The organism is Enterobacter sp. 03-F-07-AD-ECC (assembly GCF_047530935.1).
Taxonomy (GTDB): Bacteria; Pseudomonadota; Gammaproteobacteria; order Enterobacterales; family Enterobacteriaceae; genus Enterobacter; species Enterobacter cloacae.
Genome location: NZ_JBLKBZ010000003.1, coordinates 424719 through 446382, shown reverse-complemented (window position 1 = coordinate 446382; position 21664 = coordinate 424719). Strand labels below are relative to the sequence as shown.

At 52.7% G+C, this 21664-nt stretch carries 20 protein-coding genes and 1 rRNA gene; 2 read left to right on the top strand and 19 right to left on the bottom strand.

Going from position 1 to position 21664, the window contains the following annotated elements; all coding sequences use genetic code 11:
* Positions 1-101, top strand: a 5S ribosomal RNA gene (gene rrf, locus ACMWKA_RS07265); the annotation flags it as partial.
* Between the two features lie 106 nt (positions 102-207).
* On the opposite strand, the gene ACMWKA_RS07260 is transcribed toward rrf, so the two are convergent.
* From ACMWKA_RS07260 to ACMWKA_RS07230, 7 genes are all read right to left on the bottom strand, one after another.
* Positions 208-966, bottom strand: coding sequence for an amino acid ABC transporter ATP-binding protein (locus ACMWKA_RS07260; RefSeq protein ID WP_414760095.1), 759 nt, complete (start codon positions 964-966; stop codon positions 208-210).
* Positions 967-973: 7 nt separating this feature from the next.
* Positions 974-2077, bottom strand: a complete 1104-nt coding sequence (locus tag ACMWKA_RS07255) for an amino acid ABC transporter permease (protein WP_020687396.1) — start codon at positions 2075-2077, stop codon at positions 974-976.
* Between the two features lie 9 nt (positions 2078-2086).
* The gene (locus ACMWKA_RS07250) at positions 2087-3268 is read right to left on the bottom strand and encodes an amino acid ABC transporter permease (RefSeq protein ID WP_414760094.1); all 1182 of its coding nucleotides are present in this window, start codon (positions 3266-3268) and stop codon (positions 2087-2089) included.
* 67 nt (positions 3269-3335) lie between these two features.
* Complete coding sequence (locus ACMWKA_RS07245; RefSeq protein ID WP_335276870.1) at positions 3336-4361, bottom strand: amino acid ABC transporter substrate-binding protein; 1026 nt, start codon at positions 4359-4361, stop codon at positions 3336-3338.
* Between the two features lie 470 nt (positions 4362-4831).
* The gene (locus ACMWKA_RS07240; protein ID WP_013099001.1) at positions 4832-5053 is read right to left on the bottom strand and encodes a lipoprotein; all 222 of its coding nucleotides are present in this window, start codon (positions 5051-5053) and stop codon (positions 4832-4834) included.
* Positions 5054-5345: 292 nt separating this feature from the next.
* Entirely contained in the window at positions 5346-8459 is a 3114-nt protein-coding gene (locus ACMWKA_RS07235) for an efflux RND transporter permease subunit (protein ID WP_414760093.1), read from the bottom strand.
* A gap of 11 nt (positions 8460-8470) precedes the next feature.
* Positions 8471-9610 (bottom strand): efflux RND transporter periplasmic adaptor subunit, encoded by a 1140-nt coding sequence (locus tag ACMWKA_RS07230; protein WP_013098999.1) that lies wholly within the window; start codon positions 9608-9610, stop codon positions 8471-8473.
* A gap of 386 nt (positions 9611-9996) precedes the next feature.
* Between ACMWKA_RS07230 and envR the strand changes: the two genes are divergently transcribed.
* The gene (gene envR / locus ACMWKA_RS07225; RefSeq protein WP_414760092.1) at positions 9997-10716 is read left to right on the top strand and encodes an acrEF/envCD operon transcriptional regulator; all 720 of its coding nucleotides are present in this window, start codon (positions 9997-9999) and stop codon (positions 10714-10716) included.
* Here envR and ACMWKA_RS07220 read toward each other — a convergent pair.
* The 12 genes from ACMWKA_RS07220 to msrP all read right to left on the bottom strand — a co-directional run bounded on the left by ACMWKA_RS07220 (position 10632) and on the right by msrP (position 21631).
* Positions 10632-12713: a putative bifunctional diguanylate cyclase/phosphodiesterase gene (locus ACMWKA_RS07220; protein WP_336242472.1), complete on the bottom strand. Its 2082-nt coding sequence runs from the start codon at positions 12711-12713 to the stop codon at positions 10632-10634. The genes envR and ACMWKA_RS07220 overlap by 85 nt on opposite strands.
* A gap of 139 nt (positions 12714-12852) precedes the next feature.
* The gene (locus ACMWKA_RS07215) at positions 12853-13017 is read right to left on the bottom strand and encodes a DUF2556 family protein (protein ID WP_013098997.1); all 165 of its coding nucleotides are present in this window, start codon (positions 13015-13017) and stop codon (positions 12853-12855) included.
* A 180-nt stretch (positions 13018-13197) separates the two neighbouring features.
* The gene (fis, locus tag ACMWKA_RS07210; RefSeq protein ID WP_000462905.1) at positions 13198-13494 is read right to left on the bottom strand and encodes a DNA-binding transcriptional regulator Fis; all 297 of its coding nucleotides are present in this window, start codon (positions 13492-13494) and stop codon (positions 13198-13200) included.
* 23 nt (positions 13495-13517) lie between these two features.
* Positions 13518-14483, bottom strand: coding sequence for a tRNA dihydrouridine synthase DusB (gene dusB, locus ACMWKA_RS07205; RefSeq protein WP_013098996.1), 966 nt, complete (start codon positions 14481-14483; stop codon positions 13518-13520).
* Positions 14484-14812: 329 nt separating this feature from the next.
* Positions 14813-15694 carry a 50S ribosomal protein L11 methyltransferase gene (prmA, locus tag ACMWKA_RS07200; RefSeq protein ID WP_149896918.1) on the bottom strand — a complete coding sequence of 294 codons (882 nt, stop codon included), beginning with the start codon at positions 15692-15694 and terminating at the stop codon, positions 14813-14815.
* Between the two features lie 11 nt (positions 15695-15705).
* The gene (panF, locus tag ACMWKA_RS07195; RefSeq protein WP_020687390.1) at positions 15706-17157 is read right to left on the bottom strand and encodes a sodium/pantothenate symporter; all 1452 of its coding nucleotides are present in this window, start codon (positions 17155-17157) and stop codon (positions 15706-15708) included.
* Positions 17147-17389: a YhdT family protein gene (locus ACMWKA_RS07190; RefSeq protein ID WP_047351792.1), complete on the bottom strand. Its 243-nt coding sequence runs from the start codon at positions 17387-17389 to the stop codon at positions 17147-17149. Before ACMWKA_RS07190 ends, panF begins: the two co-directional genes overlap by 11 nt.
* A 108-nt stretch (positions 17390-17497) precedes the next feature.
* Positions 17498-18847 carry an acetyl-CoA carboxylase biotin carboxylase subunit gene (accC, locus tag ACMWKA_RS07185; RefSeq protein ID WP_003860388.1) on the bottom strand — a complete coding sequence of 450 codons (1350 nt, stop codon included), beginning with the start codon at positions 18845-18847 and terminating at the stop codon, positions 17498-17500.
* Between the two features lie 10 nt (positions 18848-18857).
* Positions 18858-19322 (bottom strand): acetyl-CoA carboxylase biotin carboxyl carrier protein, encoded by a 465-nt coding sequence (gene accB / locus ACMWKA_RS07180; protein WP_013098992.1) that lies wholly within the window; start codon positions 19320-19322, stop codon positions 18858-18860.
* 21 nt (positions 19323-19343) lie between these two features.
* Positions 19344-19796: a type II 3-dehydroquinate dehydratase gene (aroQ, locus tag ACMWKA_RS07175; RefSeq protein WP_013098991.1), complete on the bottom strand. Its 453-nt coding sequence runs from the start codon at positions 19794-19796 to the stop codon at positions 19344-19346.
* A gap of 233 nt (positions 19797-20029) precedes the next feature.
* Positions 20030-20629, bottom strand: a complete 600-nt coding sequence (gene msrQ / locus ACMWKA_RS07170; protein ID WP_013098990.1) for a protein-methionine-sulfoxide reductase heme-binding subunit MsrQ — start codon at positions 20627-20629, stop codon at positions 20030-20032.
* Complete coding sequence (gene msrP, locus ACMWKA_RS07165; RefSeq protein ID WP_013098989.1) at positions 20630-21631, bottom strand: protein-methionine-sulfoxide reductase catalytic subunit MsrP; 1002 nt, start codon at positions 21629-21631, stop codon at positions 20630-20632.
* Between the last annotated feature and the right edge of the window lie 33 nt (positions 21632-21664).

Sequence of the window (21664 nt, the reverse complement as noted above, 5' to 3'; positions counted from 1 at the left end):
GCGGTGGTCCCACCTGACCCCATGCCGAACTCAGAAGTGAAACGCCGTAGCGCCGATGGTAGTGTGGGGTCTCCCCATGTGAGAGTAGGGAACTGCCAGACATCAAACAAGTGAAAAGGCCATCCGAAAGGATGGCCTTTTTGCATTTCTACACGGCACACAGCGTAGGCCGGGTACGGCGAAGCCGCCACCCGGCATAACAAACGACTAGTGAATCACCTGTGACAGGAATGCTTGCGTGCGTTCTGACTTCGGATGCGCAAAGAACTCATCCGGTGGCGCCTGTTCAACAATCTCTCCGCGATCCATAAAGATCACCCGGTCAGCCACGGTCCTGGCGAACCCCATTTCATGAGTCACGCACAGCATAGTCATTCCGGATTGTGCCAGCCCAATCATGGTATCCAGGACTTCTTTCACCATTTCAGGATCCAGCGCTGAAGTTGGTTCATCAAACAGCATAATTTTGGGCTTCATGCACAGTGAACGGGCGATAGCCACACGCTGCTGCTGGCCACCCGATATCTGGCCTGGAAATTTATTGGCGTGTTCAGCAATACGTACACGTTCCAGATAGTGCATCGCTAACGCTTCAGCTTCCTTTTTTGGCATTTTGCGCACCCAAATCGGCGCAAGCGTACAGTTCTGCAGCACCGTCAGATGGGGGAACAGGTTAAAGTGCTGAAACACCATCCCGACTTCCTGACGCACGCGTTCGATGTTGCGAATATCTTCATTCAGTTCGATACCATCCACAACAATACGCCCCTGCTGATGCTCCTCAAGGTGATTGATGCAGCGAATGGTTGTCGATTTCCCGGACCCGGAAGGGCCGCAAAGGACAATGCGTTCGCCCTGCTTGACCTTAAGGTTGATATCTTTCAGGACGTGAAATTGCCCGTACCATTTATTCACGTTTTCCAGCGTAATCATCACGTCGGCGGGTGTCATAGTTATTTGGCTCATAATTTCCTCAGTGCGGTGTACGCCCGGTGTTAAAGCGCTTTTCCAGATGCTGGCTATAGCGCGACATGCTAAAACAAAAGATCCAGTAGATCAGAGCAGCAAAGACATATCCTTCGGTGGACATGCCAAGCCAGACAGGGTCAACCGTTGCCTGTTGCACACTGCTAAAGAGATCGAACAATCCGATAATGATCACGAGGCTGGTATCTTTGAAGAGGGCGATGATCGTGTTCACCAGCCCGGGGATAACCAGCTTGAGTGCCTGCGGAAGTATCACCAACCCCTGTGTTTTCCAGTAACCGAGCGCCAGTGATTCCGCAGCCTCATACTGCCCTTTAGGCAATGCCTGCAGGCCGCCACGCACCACCTCCGCAACGTAGGCTGACTGGAACAGAATGACTCCCACCAGGGCACGGATCAGTTTGTCTATCGTCGTGCCTTCTGCCATAAACAATGGCAGCATGACCGAAGACATAAAGAGGACGGTAATAAGCGGTACACCGCGCCAGAACTCAATGAAAATAACCGAGAGCACACGGACAACGGGCATTTTTGAGCGACGGCCAAGCGCCAGTAAAATGCCCCACGGCAGTGCGCCAGCGATCCCAACAGAAGCAATAATCAGCGTCAGCGTTAAGCCGCCCCACTGTCGGGTTTCCACGCGTTCCAGCCCCAGGAAACCACCGTACAACAGCACCCACACAACAATCGGATACACCACCGCCCAGCAGGCGATGTACCGTCCGCGTTGCGGCAGTCTTTTCCAGAACATCACGGCGATGGAGAGCAGCCCAATAACCAGCGCCAGATTGATCCGCCAGCGTTGTTCGTGCGGATACAATCCATACATGAACTGACCAAAACGCTCGTGGATAAACACCCAGCAAGCGCCAGCTTTTGTACAATCTGCCCGGGTTGAACCGACCCAGTTAGCCTGCAAGAAAGCCCAGTTAATGAGTGGCGGGATCAACTCCCACATCAGCCACAGACAAATTATTGTCAGCAGACTGTTACCCCAGCTGGAGAACAGATTCTTACGCGCCCAGAGAATAAAACGTCCACCTGTCGGGTTGGCAGGACGCGAAGAGTGCGACAGTATCGCTTTTGTCATCATAGTTCCTTAGCGCTCGACCAGTGCGATACGGCGGTTATACAGGTTCATCAGCAACGAGATCGCCAGGCTGATAATGAGATAGACGGACATAGTGATGGCAATAGTTTCAATGGCCTGTCCTGTCTGGTTAAGAACGGTGCCGGCGAACAGTGACACCATATCCGGGTAGCCAATTGCGGCGGCCAGCGACGAGTTTTTGACAATATTAAGGTACTGGCTGGTCAGGGGCGGAATGATGACCCGTAACGCCTGTGGAATAATGACCTGTCGAAGCGTTACCGTATGAGGTAACCCCAGAGAGCGTGCTGCCTCGTGCTGTCCATGCGGGACTGCCTGGATCCCTGCCCGAATGATTTCGGCGATAAACGCAGACGTATAAATGGAAAGGGCCAGCGTCAGGGCCGCCAGTTCAGGAATTAACACCACCCCGCCCTGGAAGTTAAAGCCCCGCAAATGTGGGACATCCCAGTGTAACGCGGCACCAAAAAGCCAGTGTGTCAGGAGCGGCAGACCGATAATCAAAAGCGCCGCAATTGGCCATGTCTTGCGAAGCTGCCCGGTTTTGATCTGATGTTTGCGGTTATAGCGAAATAGCCCGGCAGAGAGGGCGAGCGCGATGATAATCGCGGCGATAAAAGCATACATCCCTTCTGCGAGTTCAGGAGAAGGAATATAGAGCCCACGGTTGCTCAGGAAAAACAGATCGAAGGCATCGACAGCCTGACGTGGCCCAGGAAGGTTACGCAGTACGGCAAAATACCAGAAAAAAATCTGCAGCAGCGGCGGGATATTACGGAACGTCTCAATGTAAATGGTGGACAGCTTTCGCAGCAGCCAGTTATCTGACAGGCGAGCGAGGCCAATAAAAAAGCCCAGTATGGAGGCGAAAACAATACACAGCGCGGAGACCAGCAGTGTATTGAGTAAACCGACGAGGAACACGCGGCCGTAGGTATCGCCTTCCTGATAGTCAATAAGATGCTGAACAATGCCAAAACCCGCACTGCGATCCAGAAAAGCAAAGCCGGAGGTAATACCGCGATTATTCAGGTTGGTAACCGTGTTATGAATTAAATAAATGGCGATAAGAACAACCGCAAGAATGGCAATAATCTGGAATAGCCAGGCGCGGACCGCGGGATGAGAAAAGGATAGCGATCCTTTTACGGGGGAGCGGCGATGGAACATAAAGAAACCTCGGTAACCATGACTCTGGAGTGGGCACTGCGTTCACAGTGCCCGTTACAGCAAAGACTTAACGTACTGGCGGTGCGTACTGAATACCGCCGTTATTCCAGAGATTGTTCTGGCCGCGTTTGATCTTCAGCGGGCTTTCCGATCCCACGTTGCGCTCAAAGATCTCAGCGTAGTTGCCCACCTGTTTAATGATGTGGTACGCCCACTTGTTATCCAGCTTCAGATCCTTGCCAAAATCGCCTTCTGTGCCCAGCAGGTGTGCCATATCCGGGGTTGAGGGTTTGGCAGCTTTCTCATCGACGTTTTTCGAGCTGATGCCCATCTCTTCTGCATTTAACATGGCGAACAGGGTCCAGCGAACGATAGAGAACCAGTCTTCGTCGCCACGGCGAACGACGGGACCAAGGGGCTCTTTAGAGATGACTTCAGGCAGGACGATCCACTCTGCCGGGTTACTCAGCTTAATACGCAGCGCGTAGAGCTGTGACTGGTCAGACGCCAGCGTATCGCAACGGCCAGATTCCAGCGCTTTGGCTGATTCATCAGAGCGATCGAATGTCACCGGGGTGTACTTCATATTATTCGCTTTGAAATAATCGGCGACGTTAAGCTCGGTATCGGTACCGGCCTGAATACACACGGTCGCACCGTCCAGCTCTTTGGAGCTTTTCAGACCCGCTTTATTGTGGGTCAGGAAACCGATGCCGTCATAATAGGTGACACCGGTGAATGACATCCCCATGCCTGCATCGCGGGAGGAGGTCCAGGTGGTATTACGGGAGAGCATGTCCACTTCGCCGGACTGCAGCGCGGTGAAACGTTCTTTGGCCGTCAGTGGGGTATATTTTACTTTGCTGTCATCACCGAAAACGGCAGCGGCGACGCCCCGGCAGACGTCAACATCGATACCGGTAAATTTGCCGTTAGCATCGGCATAAGAGAAGCCAGGCAAACCGTCGCTGATACCGCACTGAACAAAACCTTTCTTTTTCACGGCATCCAGCGTTGTGCCCGCATGGGCCTGACCCGCAACAGCAAACAACATACCCGCAGCGGCCAGGCTGGCTATCATCGTCTTTTTCATAATGCATCCTGTGTGGCTAAATTTATCGTTATTTAGGTGTTTTAAACACTTTTACCCATCTGTGGCGTTGGCCGACGTTTATATAGCAAACGTAATGCCAGGTTTCGCGCTCGATGAAATAAGCGATAAGTGAACGCTTAATGCTGAGTGTAGACAGGCTTAAATAAAAGGAGCGCCCCGAAACGGTGCGAAATTACAACCTGTGCCACAAATCGGAGCAAAACTTTTAAGGAGGGTCAGAGAAAAAGAAGAGATAGTTTCCAGAGTGAATATTGGCCGGGTATTCAATAATATGAATGGGTGAAAATCATTAAAACTGAATACAAAATTTAAAAGGGGAAGTGAAAAAGAGGTGACAGGCTTCTGGCTAAAATTAATGGCGTGAATAAATACGGGATTTTTACTGATTTGATATTACTGCACTCATTCAAAGCAAAAGCGCGGCCAGAGCCGCGCTTTCTGAACAGATGTTATCGGGTCAGGGCAACAATACCCAGCGTCAACCCCGCCACCGCGGCAGCACCACCAGCGATAGCACCTGCTGTTTCCCAGTTATCCTGAGTGGTACCTTTCATACAGGTATTGGTATGAACCAGTCGGCCCTGATCGTCGTATACCGGTACACATGGAGAGTCGTGCGCGCATCCAGCCAGTAGCGCAGCGAGTAGTGCAACGGAAATGAATCTTTTCATGATGTTACCTCAGTATTATTTCGCGTCCGCTATAAAGCCAGGAGGGCTATTAACGAACTGGAGGTTATTTTACCACCGGGATAAGCCCACGTTACACGAGGAATAATCTCAAATTATGTTGTTTGTAAACATCGTGGAGAAAAGCGATTCGTCAGAACGAATTAATGGAGAAATTATGGAGTAACAACGTGGCGTTCTTACTTAATGCAAACTGACTCTTTTTAACAATGCGATCTTAATACACTGTTTATCTTAAAATAAAAAGGCACCAGAGGTGCCTTTCAGGTATTCATTACTCTTTATGGCGCGTAAAGCGTCGCCGGACGACCACAAAGAAAACGGGCACGAAGAAGATAGCCAGAAGCGTTGCGGAAAGCATGCCCCCCATGACCCCTGTCCCGACCGCGTTTTGCGCACCGCTCCCGGCGCCATGGCTGATTACCAGCGGCATGACGCCAAGAATAAAGGCGAGCGAGGTCATCAGGATCGGTCGAAGGCGCATTCTCGATGCTTCCAGCGTGGCTTCAATGATGCCTTTACCCTCTTTTTCCATCAGATCTTTGGCAAACTCAACGATCAGAATGGCGTTTTTAGCCGACAAACCAATCGTTGTCAGCAAACCCACCTGGAAATAGACGTCATTGTTTAAGCCACGTAACGCTGCTGCAACCAGCGCCCCAATGACTCCCAGCGGAACCACCAGCATCACTGAGAAGGGAATGGACCAGCTTTCGTAAAGAGCAGCCAGACAAAGGAACACCACAATCAGTGAAATAGCGTACAACGCAGGCGCCTGATTTCCGGAAAGTCGCTCCTGATAAGACATTCCTGTCCAGTCATACCCGATGCCGGAAGGCAGTTTTGCAGCAAGACTTTCCATCAGCGCCATGGCCTCACCGGTACTTTTCCCGGGTGCGGACTCACCGATGATCTCAATGGATGGCATCCCGTTATAGCGCTCCAGGCGAGGTGAACCGTACACCCAGTGCGAGGTGCTAAAGGCGGAGAAAGGAACCATCTCACCATTTGCGCTGCGTACATACAGGTTGCTGATGTCACCAGGCAGCATACGGAAGCGCGCATCGGCCTGGACATAGACCTTTTTCACGCGGCCATGATCGATAAAGTCATTTACATAAGTTCCACCCAGGGCCGTTGAGATGGTCTGGTTGACATCAGAAAGACTGATGCCCAGCGCCTGAGCCTTCTCCTGGTCGACATCCAGTTTAAACTGCGGGGTATCTTCCAGACCATTTGGCCGCACGCGCACCAGCATGTCAGGGTGCGCTTTCACCATTCCGAGCAGCTCATTCCGCGCCTGCGTCAGCGAGGTATGCCCCAGGTTTGCCTGATCAATCAGTTCGAAGTCGAAGCCCGTTGCGGTTCCCAGTTCGATAATCGCAGGCAGGTTAAATGGAAATACGAGCCCATCTTTTATCTGACTGAAGGCTTTTGTCGCGCGGCCAACAATCGCCTCAACGCTATTTTCCGCCCCCGGTCGTGCTTCCCAGGGCTTCAGGCTAATGAAGGCAATACCGGCGTTCTGGCCCTGGCCGCTAAAACTAAAGCCATTAACGGTAAAGACAGATTCAACATTGGCCTTCTCGTTTTTCAGATAATAGTTCTGGACCTGATCGAGGACCTGCTGCGTACGCGTCTGGGTCGCACCGGCCGGAAGTTGCACCATCGTCATAAATACCCCCTGGTCCTCTTCGGGCAGGAAGGAGGTGGGCAAGCGCAGGAACAGCACCGCCATACCACCCACAATGATGATGTACACCACCAGGTAGCGTCCGGTCTTGCGTAAAATGCCGCTCACGCTGTTGCTGTAGTGCTCCACGCTGCGGTCAAAAAGCGCATTAAACCAGCCAAAGAAACCGCCTTTCTTTTCGTGGTGATCGCCGGAGACCGGTTTAAGCAGGGTTGCGCACAGCGCGGGGGTCAGGATCAGGGCGACCAACACGGAGAGCGCCATTGCCGAAACGATGGTCAGTGAAAACTGGCGATAGATGGCCCCGGTCGAGCCACCGAAAAATGCCATCGGGATAAAGACCGCCGACAGCACCATGGCTATACCCACCAGTGCGCCCTGAATCTGTTCCATCGACTTCTGCGTCGCCTCTTTCGGCGGCAGTTTGTCTTCTACCATCACGCGTTCGACGTTCTCAACGACCACGATGGCATCATCAACCAGCAAGCCTATTGCCAGCACCATCCCGAACATCGTCAGGGTATTGATGGAGAACCCGAACGCCGCCAGCACCGCGAAGGTACCCAGTAAAACAACCGGCACCGCGATAGTGGGGATAAGCGTCGCGCGCAGGTTTTGCAGGAACAGATACATCACCAGGAAGACGAGAATGATCGCTTCAAACAGGGTTTTCACCACTTCGTGAATAGAGATCTTCACAAACGGCGTGGTGTCGTACGGATAAACCACCTTCAGACCCTGTGGGAAGAATTGCTGCAGTTGCGCCAGCTTGCTCTTGATGGCCGCCGCCGTATCCAGCGCATTTGCACCGGTCGCCAGCTTAATCCCGAGGCCGGTTGCGGCCTGGCCGTTGATTTTGGTCACCATATTGTAGTTTTCGCCGCCCAGTTCAATGCGTGCGACATCCTTCAGGTGCACCATCGAGCCGTCCTGGTTCACCTTCAGCGTCACGCGGCCAAACTCTTCCGGTGATTTCAGGCGGGTTTGCGCAATGATCGAGGCGTTCAATTGTTGGCCCGGCACGGACGGCGTTCCGCCTAGCTGGCCTGCCGCTATCTGGTCATTCTGGGTTTTCAGTTGATTAATAATGTCCAGCGGCGTCAGCTGGTATTTATTCATCGCGTTACTGTCGAGCCAGATGCGCATTGCATACTGGGCACCAAACAGCTGAACATCACCCACCCCTGTGGTTCGACTAATGGCATCTTTCACATTCGAGGCGACGTAGTCGGAAATGTCATCCTGCGAGAGGCTTTTATTGTCTGAAACAAAGCCAGCCACCAGCAGGAAGCTGCTGCTGGACTTCTCAACGCCGATCCCTTGTTGCTGCACTTCCTGCGGCAGCAGCGGCATGGCGAGCTGAAGTTTATTCTGAACCTGAACCTGGGCGATATCCGGGTCTGTACCAGACTCAAAGGTCAGGGTGATGGTGACATTACCTGCAGAATCGCTGGTGGATGACATATACATCAGGTTATCGATGCCGTTCATATTCTGTTCGATAACCTGCGTCACGGTATCCTGCACCGTCTGCGCATCTGCGCCAGGGTAGGTTGCAGTTATGGCAACCGCGGGTGGGGCGATAGTCGGATACTGCGCTACAGGCAGTTTGAGGATTGCCAGCCCACCTGCAATCATCAAAATGATGGCGAGTACCCAGGCGAAAACCGGCCTCTGGATAAAGAAATTAGCCATGACGTCGTTCCTTAACCGGCTGGAGTCGTAGAGGTATCGGGTGTGGCGACGACGGTAGCCCCAGGTTTGGCTTTTTGTAACCCACTGACAATCACGCGGTCACCGTTTTTCAGCCCCTCTGTGACCAGCCAGCGATCGCCAATGGCCTGAGAGGCAACGACGGTGCGTGACTCAACCTGGTTTTTGTCGTTAACAATCAGGACAGTTGCATCCCCACGCGGCGTGCGGGTGACGCCTTGCTGTGGGATCAGAATCGCATTCGGCTGCGTACCCTCATTAATGCGGGCGCGTACAAACATTCCCGGTAACAGCAGGTGTTGCGGATTTGGGAAAATCGCCCGCAGAGTGATGGAGCCAGTGCTCTCATCAACCGTCACATCAGAAAACTGCAGCGTGCCTTTTAGCGGATAGGGCTGACCATTCTCCATCAACAGCTCGACGGTGCTGGTGGTCTCCCCTTTTTGCAGGCTTGTCTGCTTCAGACGCATAAAATCATTGCTGGACTGGGTGACATCGACATACATCGGATCCAGTTGCTGTACCGTTGCCAGGGCGTTTGCCTGGCCGTTGGTGACGAGAGCTCCCTCGGTCACGCTGGATTTACCAATGCGACCATCGACGGGAGAGGTGACTTTGGTATAGGCAAGGTTGATGCGTGCGCTTTCAACTCCTGCTTTTGCAGCAACGACGCTGGCATCCGCCTGCTGAGCCGTTGCAACGGCCTGGTCGTACTCCTGCTTACTGACATACTGTGTGCCCACCAGCGGGAGATAACGTTTCACCGTCAGGTGCGCAATATTGGCTGCCGCCTGGGCTTTCGCCAGCTCTCCTTTTGCGCTGTCATACGCCGCCTGATAGCTGGCGGGATCGATCTGATAAAGTGACTGACCAGCTTTGACATCGCTGCCTTCGGTGAAATTGCGACGCAGGATAATGCCGCTAACCTGAGGACGCACTTCCGCAACGCGAAACGCATCTGTTCTGCCCGGCAGCTCTGTTGTCACAGTGAGGGGGGCACTTTTGACAATGTGTACACTCACCTGAGGCGGCTGCGGTTGATGTTGCTGATTTTCCTGTCCATCGCATCCGGCAAGCAGTGCGGCGCAGACAATAAAACCGGTTAAGGGCAAGCGTCTGAAATGATTCGTCATTACTGTTCCTTTAAATACCCATTAACCGATATTTCCGTGGATCGGTGACAGGGCAGGGGACAAAAACAAAAAATGTAGCTGCGTATAATAATGAGGGTATTTAATGTTTTTTAATTTATAAGTGCGGATAAATGCGGCAGGAAAGAAAATTAGAAGAAGGCTTTGCGTTTACAGCAATATACTTTAACAAAAGTAATCAGGAGAGTGATGTTTCATAGAGGGCATTCATCTGTTTTGTGAATTTAATTATTGGTATGCATTTACCTCAGTTATAAATAAAGCGAATTGACTTTTTTTGTGCAGAATTCACCTTGTCTTTCATGAATACTTCCGATTACAAAACCCTACTAAACAGCTTAATTCTTGTGAGTAACGAGTAGTCGTCCATGGCGCGTAAAAAGAAAGCAGAGGCTCAACAAACCCGTCAACAGTTGATTGAAGCGGCTATCGGGCAGTTTGCGACACGTGGCGTAACCAACACAACGCTGACGGATATCGCCGATGCGGCAAAGGTGACGCGTGGGGCCGTCTATTGGCATTTCACCAGTAAAACAGAGATATTTAATGCTATCTGGGAACAGCAATTGCCGCTTCGCGATCTCATTCATGACAGACTTTCTCTTTCCGAAAAAGATGATCCCTTGTTAATGCTTCGTGAGCAATTTATCACTGCGTTACAATATATTGCGCATGAGCCTCGCCAGTGCGCGCTGTTACAGATTTTGTATCATAAGTGTGAATTTACCAGTGATATGGTTTCCGAGTATGAAATCAGGAAACGTATTGGTTTCAACAATGATTTTCTACGTGCGACACTGGAGCGCTGTATTTCACGAAACATCATTTCTTCGCAGGTGAATGTGGATTTAACGTTGATAGTGTTTCACGGATTTTTTAGCGGAATAATTAAAAACTGGTTAATGAATAACGACAGCTTCAACCTCTATCAACAGGCACCTGCTCTGGTCGATAACATTCTGGCGACACTCCCGGTGGTGCGCGTGTCGCCACATGAAGAGGCTTACGACTCGGTGTCGGGCAAGATCTCTCCCTGCTCGCAAAGCGCTTCAATGGTCTGCGCGCTGACAGGTTTCCCTAACAAATAGCCCTGAAGGGTATTACAGCCCAGTTCCGTCAAAAAGGCTTGCTGTGCTTCGGTTTCCACCCCTTCAGCCACTACTTTCAGATTCAGCGTTTTCGCCAGGGCGACAATCGCGGAGACAATGGTCGCATCTTCGCTTTCTCCACTGAGCTCTTTTACAAACGCCCTGTCGATTTTCAATTCACAGGCGGGTAAGCGTTTAAGATACAGCAGGCTCGAGTAGCCGGTACCAAAGTCATCAATAGAGGCTTTCACACCCGCATTCGTCAGCTCTGTCAGCACCCGCACGCTCTCATCCGGGTTACTCATCGCAGTGGTTTCCGTCACTTCAAGGATCAGCATTTCCGGCGGCACCTGGTGACGTGTCAGACAATCAAGCACCGTACTCACCAGAGAAGGTTGTTCAAACTGAAGTGTCGACAGGTTCACCGCCATTGACCAGTTTTGATGCCCTTTAAGGTGCCATTCCCGCAACTGGCGGCAGGCTTCGTTGATAACCCAGTTGCCAATGGGAATGATCTGTCCCGTTTTTTCCGCCAGCGGCAGGAACAGGTCTGGCGTAAGCAATCCCAGCTTAGGGTGTTGCCAGCGCAGGAGTGCCTCAAACCCGAGTACGGGGCCTGCCGGCGCGTGGAATTTGGGCTGATAATGCAGCTGTAGCTCATTACGATCGATGGCCAGCCACAGATCGTTCATCAGCTGCAGATGGGTTTGCGCCAGCGTGTTCATGGAGGGCTGGAAAAAGTGATAACCGTTACGGCCCATATGCTTGGTGTGGTACATCGCCGCATCGGCGTTAAACATCAGCTCGCGATCGGTTTTGCCATCGTGAGGATAAAGCGCAATGCCAATACTGAGGGTCACCACCAGTTCATACGGATCCACATTGAATGGACTATCGATAGTGCGCACCAGGGCATTGGCAAGGGAGGCTGCATCGTCCGGCCCCCCAACCTCTGCCAGCAGAACAAATTCATCACCGCCAATACGTGCAAGGGTGAACTGGCCTTTCAGAGGGAGCAGCAGGCGTTGCGTAACGGCAACCAGCAGTTTATCGCCGATATCATGCCCGTAGGCGTCATTGACGGTTTTAAAGCCGTCGAGATCCATAAACATCAATGCGAAATGCGTGCCTTCACGATCTGCTTTGTTGATGGCCTGATCGAGTCGATCTTCCAGCAGGATACGATTGGGCAGGCGCGTCAGCGTATCCTGTAGCGCCAGCTGGGCCAGCTCCCGGTTTGCTTCCGCCAGAGACGAGGCGAGGAGAGAGGTGCGTGCCTGCAGGCGCGCATCCAGCATCGACACCAGCAGGGTGATACCAAGGATGGCGAGTGCGACAACGCTCACCAGCACGGCCAGCCAGCTGCCGTTAATCCCCTCATGGTGAGCCATGGTCGACACTGGAAACTGTGCGGCTTTCATCCCCGCATAATGCATTCCGGCAATCGCAATTCCCATCGTGATTGCAGCACCCATGCGCATCAGCGCGACCTGAGCGGCCTCATGACGCAGGCGGAACGTCAGCCACAGTGCGGCGAGCGACGCAGCAAGCGCAATAGCGACTGATATCGCCACCCATGTTTTATCCCAGATAATACCGGGCGTAACCTCCAGGGCCGCCATGCCGGTGTAATGCATGGCCACAATACCGGTTCCCATGACTAGTGCACCGGGCAGCAGACGGCGCAAACGCAGCTGCTCGCAGCTGACAAGCCACAGCGCAAACAAGGATGAACCCACGGCGATAACCATCGATAACCCCGTCAGGGTGGCGTTGTAGCTCATGCTCATGGAGAGATCCATCGCCAGCATGCCGATAAAATGCATCGCCCATACGCCAATACCCATTGCAACACCGCCACCGGCCAGCCAGATGCGCGCTGCCACGCCCTGACTTCCCGCCACACGCGCGGCCATATTCAGCGCGGTATAGGCAGCAAGGATAGCGACAACAAAGGAGAGGACGACAAGGATATGGTTGTATTGGCTAACCAGCATGATCGGTTCAACTCGAGTGTGAGGTTACGCAAGGGCGGTGGTGAAGGGCGAGACATTATCATCGTAAGGTAATGACTCAAAGGGATTTAAATCCCCGTTTTAATTAAGTGATTTCGGGGTTTTTGACGACGTTGGCGGCTCAGTCCAGCTCTGAACAATTGACGAGTTTAAGCGGGTTCACGGAATCCATATTGCGACACTTATCGGTTTCGGTGCTCATCAGTTCAATCCACTGCATCAGCAGCGCATCAAAGAGAAAAACGGAGACAGCAAAGACAACCAGCCACCAGTATTTACGAATCATTATGACATTCCGGAAGAAGAGAGCCAGTAAGGTGGTGGAAATATACACGAAAAGCGGCGGTTGAAAAGTGGGGAAAGCGAAGGTTTACAAAGCGTTGACGGTGGCAAATGTGGAGCAATAAAAAAGGCGCATCCCCATGCCAGGTAGCGCCTTTTTAAACAAGCATTTCGCTAACCGAAATTAGTTCATGCCGTATTTTTTCAGTTTCTTACGCAGAGTACCACGGTTGATACCCATCATCAGCGCAGCGCGGGTTTGGTTACCGCGGGTGTATTGCATCACCATGTCCAACAGTGGCTGTTCAACTTCAGCCAGTACCAGCTCATACAGGTCATTAACATCCTGACCATTCAGTTGAGCAAAATAGTTCTTCAGTGCCTGTTTAACCGAGTCACGCAGGGGTTTTTGAGTTACCTGATCCTGAGAGTTAACGGTAGAAACGGTCAGTACGTCAGAATTTACGCGTTGTTCGAACATAGTTCTGTCAGCTCTTTATTTCATTACGCAAGATTTTCGAAGTATGCCTCCAACGCCTCCAGCTGTTCGCTGGCATCCTCTATGGCGTTGAATGTGCGCCGAAACTGGTCATTTGGAGCGTGCTCCTGGAGATACCAGGAGACGTGTTTACGCGCAATTCGGTACCCTTTTGCCTGGCCGTAGTGGTCATGCAGTTCCCGAACATGCGAACAAAGCAAGCGCTTAACCTCTGCCAGAGGCAGCGGGGCAAGCAGCTCCCCAGTGTCCAGATAATGCTGGATTTCCCGAAAGATCCAGGGTCTTCCCTGAGCTGCACGTCCTATCATCAGAGCATCAGCTCCCGTATAGTCGAGCACAGCTCTGGCTTTAAGCGGGTCAGTAATGTCGCCATTCGCGATAATCGGAATGGAAACTTTCTGCTTAACTGCCCGAATGCTGTCGTATTCAGCTTCACCGTTGAACAAACAGGCGCGAGTGCGTCCATGAATGGTCAGGGCCTGAATGCCACAGTCTTCGGCCAGTTGGGCAATCTCTACACAGTTACGGTGTTCCGGCGACCAACCCGTGCGAATCTTCAACGTAACAGGAACGTCCACTGCGCTGACAACCGCCGTCAGGATTGACTTCACCTGGTCGGGGTATTGCAGAAGGGCTGAACCTGCAAGCTTGCGATTCACTTTTTTGGCCGGGCAACCCATGTTGATATCAATAATCTGGGCGCCACTTTCCACGTTAATCCGCGCGGCATCTGCCATCTCTTCAGGCACACTTCCGGCGATTTGCACGGTGCGAATACCTGGTTCATCAATGTGCACCATCCGAAGGCGGGATTTATCGCTTTCCCAGACCTGCGGGTTAGACGACATCATCTCGGAAACGGTTAAACCGGCTCCCATCTCATAACACAGCGTCCTGAACGGCCGGTCGGTAATACCTGCCATTGGGGCTGCGATCAGGCGATTTCTGAGCTGGTGGTGTCCGATGCGCATGAGTTAAGAAATGACCATACTGTGACTGCAAGGCGGCGTATATTACGCATTTTTTGCACGAGATGAAAGGCCAAACTTTGAACAATCCACTGTTGTAGATCATGGAATCGCCACCCAGTCACAATGATGAAAATTATTTTTTATTTAAATCATTATGTTATGTATTAACGGCGATTTTATGACCGCTTACAATTTCCCGTAACTTCTCATCATTTCTCAAAAAATGAATCCGTTGAGCGGGATATTCTGCTGTTTTTAGCAGCAGATTCTCCCGCTTCTATGCGATCTGCGTCGCATTTTAGAACATCATCTCAGTACGAAAAATGTTCTTATTTTTTACGGCCCGTGATGCGGCACCACTCTTCTTTTTCCACCACCGGATCGAGGTTGAAGAGATCGGCGTAGGCTTCGCAAACGCTGTCAGCCTGGCTTGCCAGGATCCCGGAAAGCCCCAGCAGACCGCCCTCAACGGGCAGCACGCTGATTAACGGTGCAAGCTCGCGTAATGGGCCTGCCAGGATGTTAGCGACCACCACATCGGCTTTCATGGCCTCTGGCTGCGCGTCCGGCAGATACAGCTCAAGGCGATCGGAAACGCCGTTACGCTCGGCGTTATCACGACTGGCCTGAATAGCCTGCGGATCGATATCGATCCCGATGGCTTTTGCGGCACCCAGCTTCAGTGCGGCAATGGCGAGGATCCCGGATCCACAGCCGAAGTCGATCACGGTTTTCCCTTCCAGATCCAGGCCATCCAGCCACTGCAGGCACAGTGAGGTGGTTGGGTGGGTGCCGGTACCGAATGCCAGACCCGGGTCGAGCATCACGTTGACCGCGTTTTCATCGGGAACTTCGCGCCAGCTTGGGCAGATCCACAGACGCTTGCCAAACTGCATGGGGTGGAAGTTATCCATCCACTCGCGTTCCCAGTCTTTGTCTTCCAGTTGTTCGATTTTGTGCGCAAAACCCACGCCCAGCAGAGGATGATGTTCCAGAATCGCGACCACTTCTTTCATGTCTGTTTCGGCATCAAACAGGCCAATCACGTCGGTATCGCCCCACAGGCGCGTTTCGCCCGGCAGCGGCTCAAAGACCGGCGTGTCATGCGTGTCCTGGAAGGTGATAGAGACCGAGCCGGCCTCCATCAGCGCATCGCTCAGCTCTTCGGCGTTAGCGCCGGTTGTGTTCAGTTTTAGTTGGATCCACGGCATGGCAAAACTCTTTATTTATCAGTAGACATCATAGCGGGTTGTGGGACGGGTTGACCGAAACGGTTCCCCACCACAAACGCCAGTAAACTTAACAGTAACGAAGGCACAATTGGATGGAAGCCCAGGTACTGGATCTTAAAGGTGGCGAGCACGGCGTACACGACACCGCCAACAATCATGCCGCTTAGCGCGCCCGCAGCATTCGCGCGTTCCCAGTACAGGCCAAGCACCAGAGGCCACAGGAAAACAGCTTCAAGGCCGCCAAACGCAAGCAGGTTCAGCCAGATGATCATCTCCGGTGGACGCCAGGCGGCCAGCAGCAGCAGCGCCCCTAATAACAACGTGATCACCGCAGACATCCGCTTTAAGCGTCGTTCGTTTTTCAACTGCTCGGGACGCAAATTCAGATAGAGATCTTTGATAATCGTAGCGGAACTTTGCAGCAACTGAGCGTTGATCGTCGACATAATGGCGGCCATCGGTGCGGCAAGGAAAATCCCGGCAGCAAAGGGTGGCAGGACTTTAACCATCAGGGTAGGGATCACCAGGTCGGGCACGGTAAGATCTGGGATCACCGCACGACCTAATGCACCCGCCAGATGCATTCCCAGCATCAGTATCGCCACCACAATGGTCCCGATAATAATGCCGCGATGGACCGCTTTACTGTCCTTATAGGAGATACACCGTACAGCGGTATGCGGCAGTCCAATGACGCCGAAGCAGACCAGCACCCAGAAGGAGGTCATAAAGGTGGGTGAAAGAATGTCATCTGCGCCCTCTGGAGTGACCAGTTTCGGGTCAATCGCTTCCAGGGTTTCAACAGCATGGCTCAGGCCGCCTGCCGCATGGACAATCCCCACCAGCAGCACAATGGTTCCGATGAGCATCACCATGCCCTGCAGGGTGTCGTTCAGTACGCTGGCGCGGAATCCACCAAACGCCGTATAAAGCGCGATACTGATCCCAAAGATAAGCAGGCCAGTCTCGTAAGGGATCCCTGCTGCGGTTTCAAGCAGACGTGCACCGCCAATAAACTGCACCGTCATCGCACCCACAAAGGCGACCAGCAGGCTTAGACTTGCCAGCCATACCAGTAAACGGCTGCGGTAGCGGGCAAACAGCATGTCGTTCAGCGTCACGGCATTATAGCGACGCGCCAGAATAGCGAACTTCTTGCCGAGTATACCCAGCGAAAGCCAGATAGCCGGGAGCTGTATCATCGCCAGCAGCACCCAGCCTAACCCATATTTATAGGCTGCCCCGGGACCGCCAATAAATGAGCTGGCGCTGATATAGGTGGCGGTGAGCGTCATCGCTAACACAATGCCGCCCATTGAACGGCTGCCGAGGAAATATTCGTTCAGGAAGGTGCCGGTTGCCCTTTTGCGCATGGCATACACGGACACGCCAAACACGACCAACAAATACGCGATAAGCGGCAGAATGACTTCAAGCTGCATCGTCGTCCTCCAGCGGGATATCGCGATAAATGAATTTCACCATTGCCCAGCACAGCAGGACAAAAATCAGCGGTACCAGCAGACAGGCCATTTCAAACCAGTGAGGCAGGCCGGTGATGCCAATTGCAGAATCAGGTAAGTAAGCGGTTACCAACCATGCGGCAAGATAGAGAAGGGTCAGCCACAGCGCCCAGCGCGCTTCTTTATGGGCCTGAACAAAACGTTTGTCCATTTTTTGTCCCTTGTGGATGAAGAAAGCGGGGATTGTACATGATGGGCCTTGACGATCCCCAGAAATAAAAAAGGCCGGTTAAACCGGCCTTTTAGCATAGATGCTTTCTTACTTCTCGTTGAGACCGAGTTTTTTCTCCAGATAGTGGATGTTCGTCCCACCATTCTGGAAGTGCTCGTCGCTCATGATGCGCATCTGCAGATCAACGTTGGTTTTGATACCGTCGATGATTAGCTCCTGCAGGGCGTTCTTCATGCGGGCAATCGCCACGTCACGGTTTTCGCCGTAGCAGATAAGCTTACCGATCATTGAGTCATAGTACGGCGGTACGGTGTAACCGGCGTAAATATGAGACTCCCAACGCACGCCAAAGCCACCCGGCGCGTGGAAACGCGTGATTTTACCCGGGCTTGGCAGGAAGGTATTCGGGTCTTCGGCGTTGATACGGCACTCGACCGCATGGCCTTTGACCACTACTTCTTCCTGTTTGATGGACAGAGGCTGGCCGGCAGCGATACGCAGCTGCTCTTTGATCAGGTCAACGCCGGTGATCATTTCGGTAACCGGGTGTTCAACCTGAATACGGGTGTTCATCTCAATGAAGTAGAACTCACCGTTTTCGAACAAGAATTCGAAGGTACCCGCCCCGCGATAGCCGATGTCGACACACGCTTTGGCACAACGCTCGCCGATGTAGCGACGCAGTTCCGGGGTAATGCCCGGTGCTGGTGCTTCTTCGACCACTTTCTGGTGACGACGCTGCATGGAGCAGTCACGTTCTGCCAGATAGATAGCGTTACCCTGACCGTCTGCCAGCACCTGAATTTCGATGTGGCGTGGGTTTTCCAGGTATTTTTCCATGTACACCATATCATTGCTGAAAGCTGCTTTCGCTTCCGCTTTGGTCATGGAGATGGATTGTGCCAGTTCAGCGTCGCTGCGCACTACGCGCATACCGCGACCGCCGCCGCCGCCGGACGCCTTGATGATCACCGGGTAGCCAATGCGTTTAGCATGAGCACGGTTTGCATCCATGTCGTCAGTCAGCGGGCCGTCAGAACCTGGAACGGTTGGAACACCGGCTTTTTTCATCGCGGTGATTGCAGACACTTTGTCACCCATCAGGCGGATGGTGTCAGCTTTCGGGCCGATGAAGATAAAGCCAGAGCGTTCAACCTGCTCAGCAAAGTTGGCGTTCTCGGAGAGGAAGCCATAACCCGGGTGAATTGCCACCGCGCCAGTGATTTCAGCGGCGCTGATGATTGCCGGGATGTTCAGATAGCTTTTTACGGACGGAGCCGGGCCGATACAGACCGTCTCATCCGCCAGCAATACGTGTTTTAAATCGCGGTCCGCGCTTGAGTGCACAGCGACAGTCTTGATGCCCAGTTCTTTACAGGCACGAAGAATACGCAGTGCGATCTCGCCGCGGTTGGCGATAACAATTTTATCCAGCATGTTCGCCTCGTTACTCGATGACGACCAGCGGCTCGTCAAATTCTACCGGCTGACCACTTTCGACCAGAATCGCCTTCACAGTACCTGATTTGTCTGCTTCGATCTGGTTCATCATTTTCATGGCTTCAACGATACACAGGGTATCGCCTACGTTGACTTTCTGACCCACTTCGATGAACGCCTTCGCGTCCGGGCTCGGGGTGCGGTAGAAAGTACCAACCATTGGGGAACGTACGATGTGACCACTGATTTCTGCTGCAGCGGCAGGTGCGGCTTCAGTTGCGGCTGGTGCAACGGCTGCAGAGAGCGCAGGCTGCTGCACTGGCGCAGCATAAGCTTGCTGCATTACCGGGAAGCTAGCGGCTGGGGCTGCACGGCTGATACGTACAGACTCTTCGCCTTCAGAAATTTCCAGTTCGGAGATGCCTGATTCTTCAACCAGCTCGATCAGTTTTTTAATCTTACGAATATCCATGAGTGGGTTCCGTACTCTTGTTTAGTGTGATTGTGACAGGCGTTTTACCGCTGTCTGTAAAGCGTATGAATAACCGTCTGCGCCCAGTCCGCAGATAACGCCAGCGGCGATATCCGACAGATACGAATGGTGGCGGAACGGCTCTCGGGCGTGCACGTTGCTGAGGTGGATCTCGATAAACGGGATACTCACCGCCAGCAGTGCGTCGCGGATAGCAACACTGGTGTGCGTAAACGCGGCCGGATTGATCAGGATATAGTCCACAGTGTCTTTAGCCTGATGAATACGGTCGATGAGTGCGTACTCCGCGTTTGACTGAAAATGATCCAAATCCACATTCAGTGACGCTGCTTCCGTGCCCAAACGGTTAACAATTTCACTCAATGTCAGCGTGCCATACTTCTCTGGCTCACGGGTGCCGAGCATGTTCAGGTTCGGTCCGTTTAAAACTAAGATTCGGAATTTTTCTGCCATTGTGTCGCTATCTCCTGCGAATCTCGGGTAAAAACCAAAATATACCTTTGAAACGCGAAAGTCACCTGATGACTTTCCTAAAATGCATTCAGGAAAACCAAAGTCGCACATTATAACGATTTCGTAGCATTTGGCAGCTAAATACTGGTCTTATCAGGGAAGATTATCAACCGCTATCCGAAAAAGAATGGCGGTTGATAAGTAATCTGCGGGAAAACGCACAGTTTCGCGAACTATCGCAACCACTGGCGGAACTTCTTGTAACGCCATGCTAAAAGCGCCAAAGCCAGCAGCGCGTAGAGGATGGGCTGAGGCGAGAGGATCTTCACGGACCACAAATAATGGATGGGTGCGAGGATCGCGACAAGATAGACGAAGTTGTGCAGCAACTGCCAGCGCTTACCCAGTTTTCGCTGCGCATATTGCGTGGAGGTCAGCGCTAATGCCAGTAACACCAGCCAACTGACAATGCCCAGCGTCAGATAAGGACGCGTGACCAGTTCGCGGCCCAGCAGTGCCAGGTTGTTAATCCCCAGTTCCAGCAGCGCGTAGCTGGTCAGGTGCAACGTGGCCCAGGCAAAACACCATAGCCCTAAAAGCCGACGTGTGCGTATCAATAATGGCTGTTTAGCGTAGCGCGCCAGCGGCGAAACCAGCAAGGTCGCCAGTAAAAATTTCAGAGCCATCCGACCGGTAAAGTGCTGGATATCTTTGGCCGGATCGGCACTAAAGAGCCCCTGGCTGGCGGCCCAGAACAACCAGATAAAAGGGAGCAACCCGGCTAAATGCAGCAGCACTTTCAGCCAGGTTACCTGTTTTGCCGTTAAACGCACTCAGAAGTTCTCCCGTAAATTGAGGCCACGGTAGAGCGACGCCACTTCATCCGCATAGCCGTTAAAAAGCAGCGTGGGCTGACGCTTCACATCCAGCGCACCGCCAGAACCGATAAACCGTTCCGTCGCCTGCGACCAGCGTGGGTGATCGACATGTGGGTTCACGTTGGCGAAGAAACCGTATTCGTCCGGCGCGGCGAGATTCCATGTTGTGGGCGGACGCTCACGGGTGAGCTTAATACTGACGATCGATTTAATGCCCTTGAAGCCATATTTCCACGGTACCGTTAGCCGGATGGGGGCGCCGTTCTGCGGCGGGAGCGCTTTACCGTAAACGCCGACGGTCAGAAGGGTAAGAGGATGCATGGCTTCGTCAAGGCGTAATCCTTCTACATAAGGATATGCAAGCCCACCGCCGATGAACCGGTCCTTCTGGCCTGGCATCTCGTCCGGGGCGTAACGCGTCTGGAATGCGACATATTTCGCATTGCTGGTTGGTTCAACCATTGCCAGCAGCTTATGCAGCGGAAAACCTACCCACGGTACCACCATCGACCAGGCTTCCACGCAGCGCATACGATAGATGCGTTCCTCTAACGGGAAACGGGTGGTGAGATCGTGATGATCCAGCGTTAAGGGTTTTGCCACTTCGCCGTCAATTTTCAACGTCCACGGATCGGTTTTCATGCTGCCTGCATTGGCCGCAGGATCGGCTTTATCAAGCCCGAATTCGTAGAAGTTGTTATAACCGGTGACTTTATCTTCTGGCGTGAGCGTCAGTTTGTTTTGCCACTCGGCAGGTTTCGTAAAGGTGAGCGGGGCACCGGAAGGGGCTTTTGGCCGATCGTTGCCTTTAAACCAGTCGAGCAAATCAGCGTGAGCCGCAGGTGTGAGCGACAACGCGGTGGCACTGATGCCAAGCATTTTCAGGATCTGGCGGCGCTGTAACATAAAGACAGATTCGGACGTTACGTCGGCTTCCGTCAGTTTTCGGGTTTTCATGGCATCCTCCGTCATGCGTTTTTCTAAGCATGA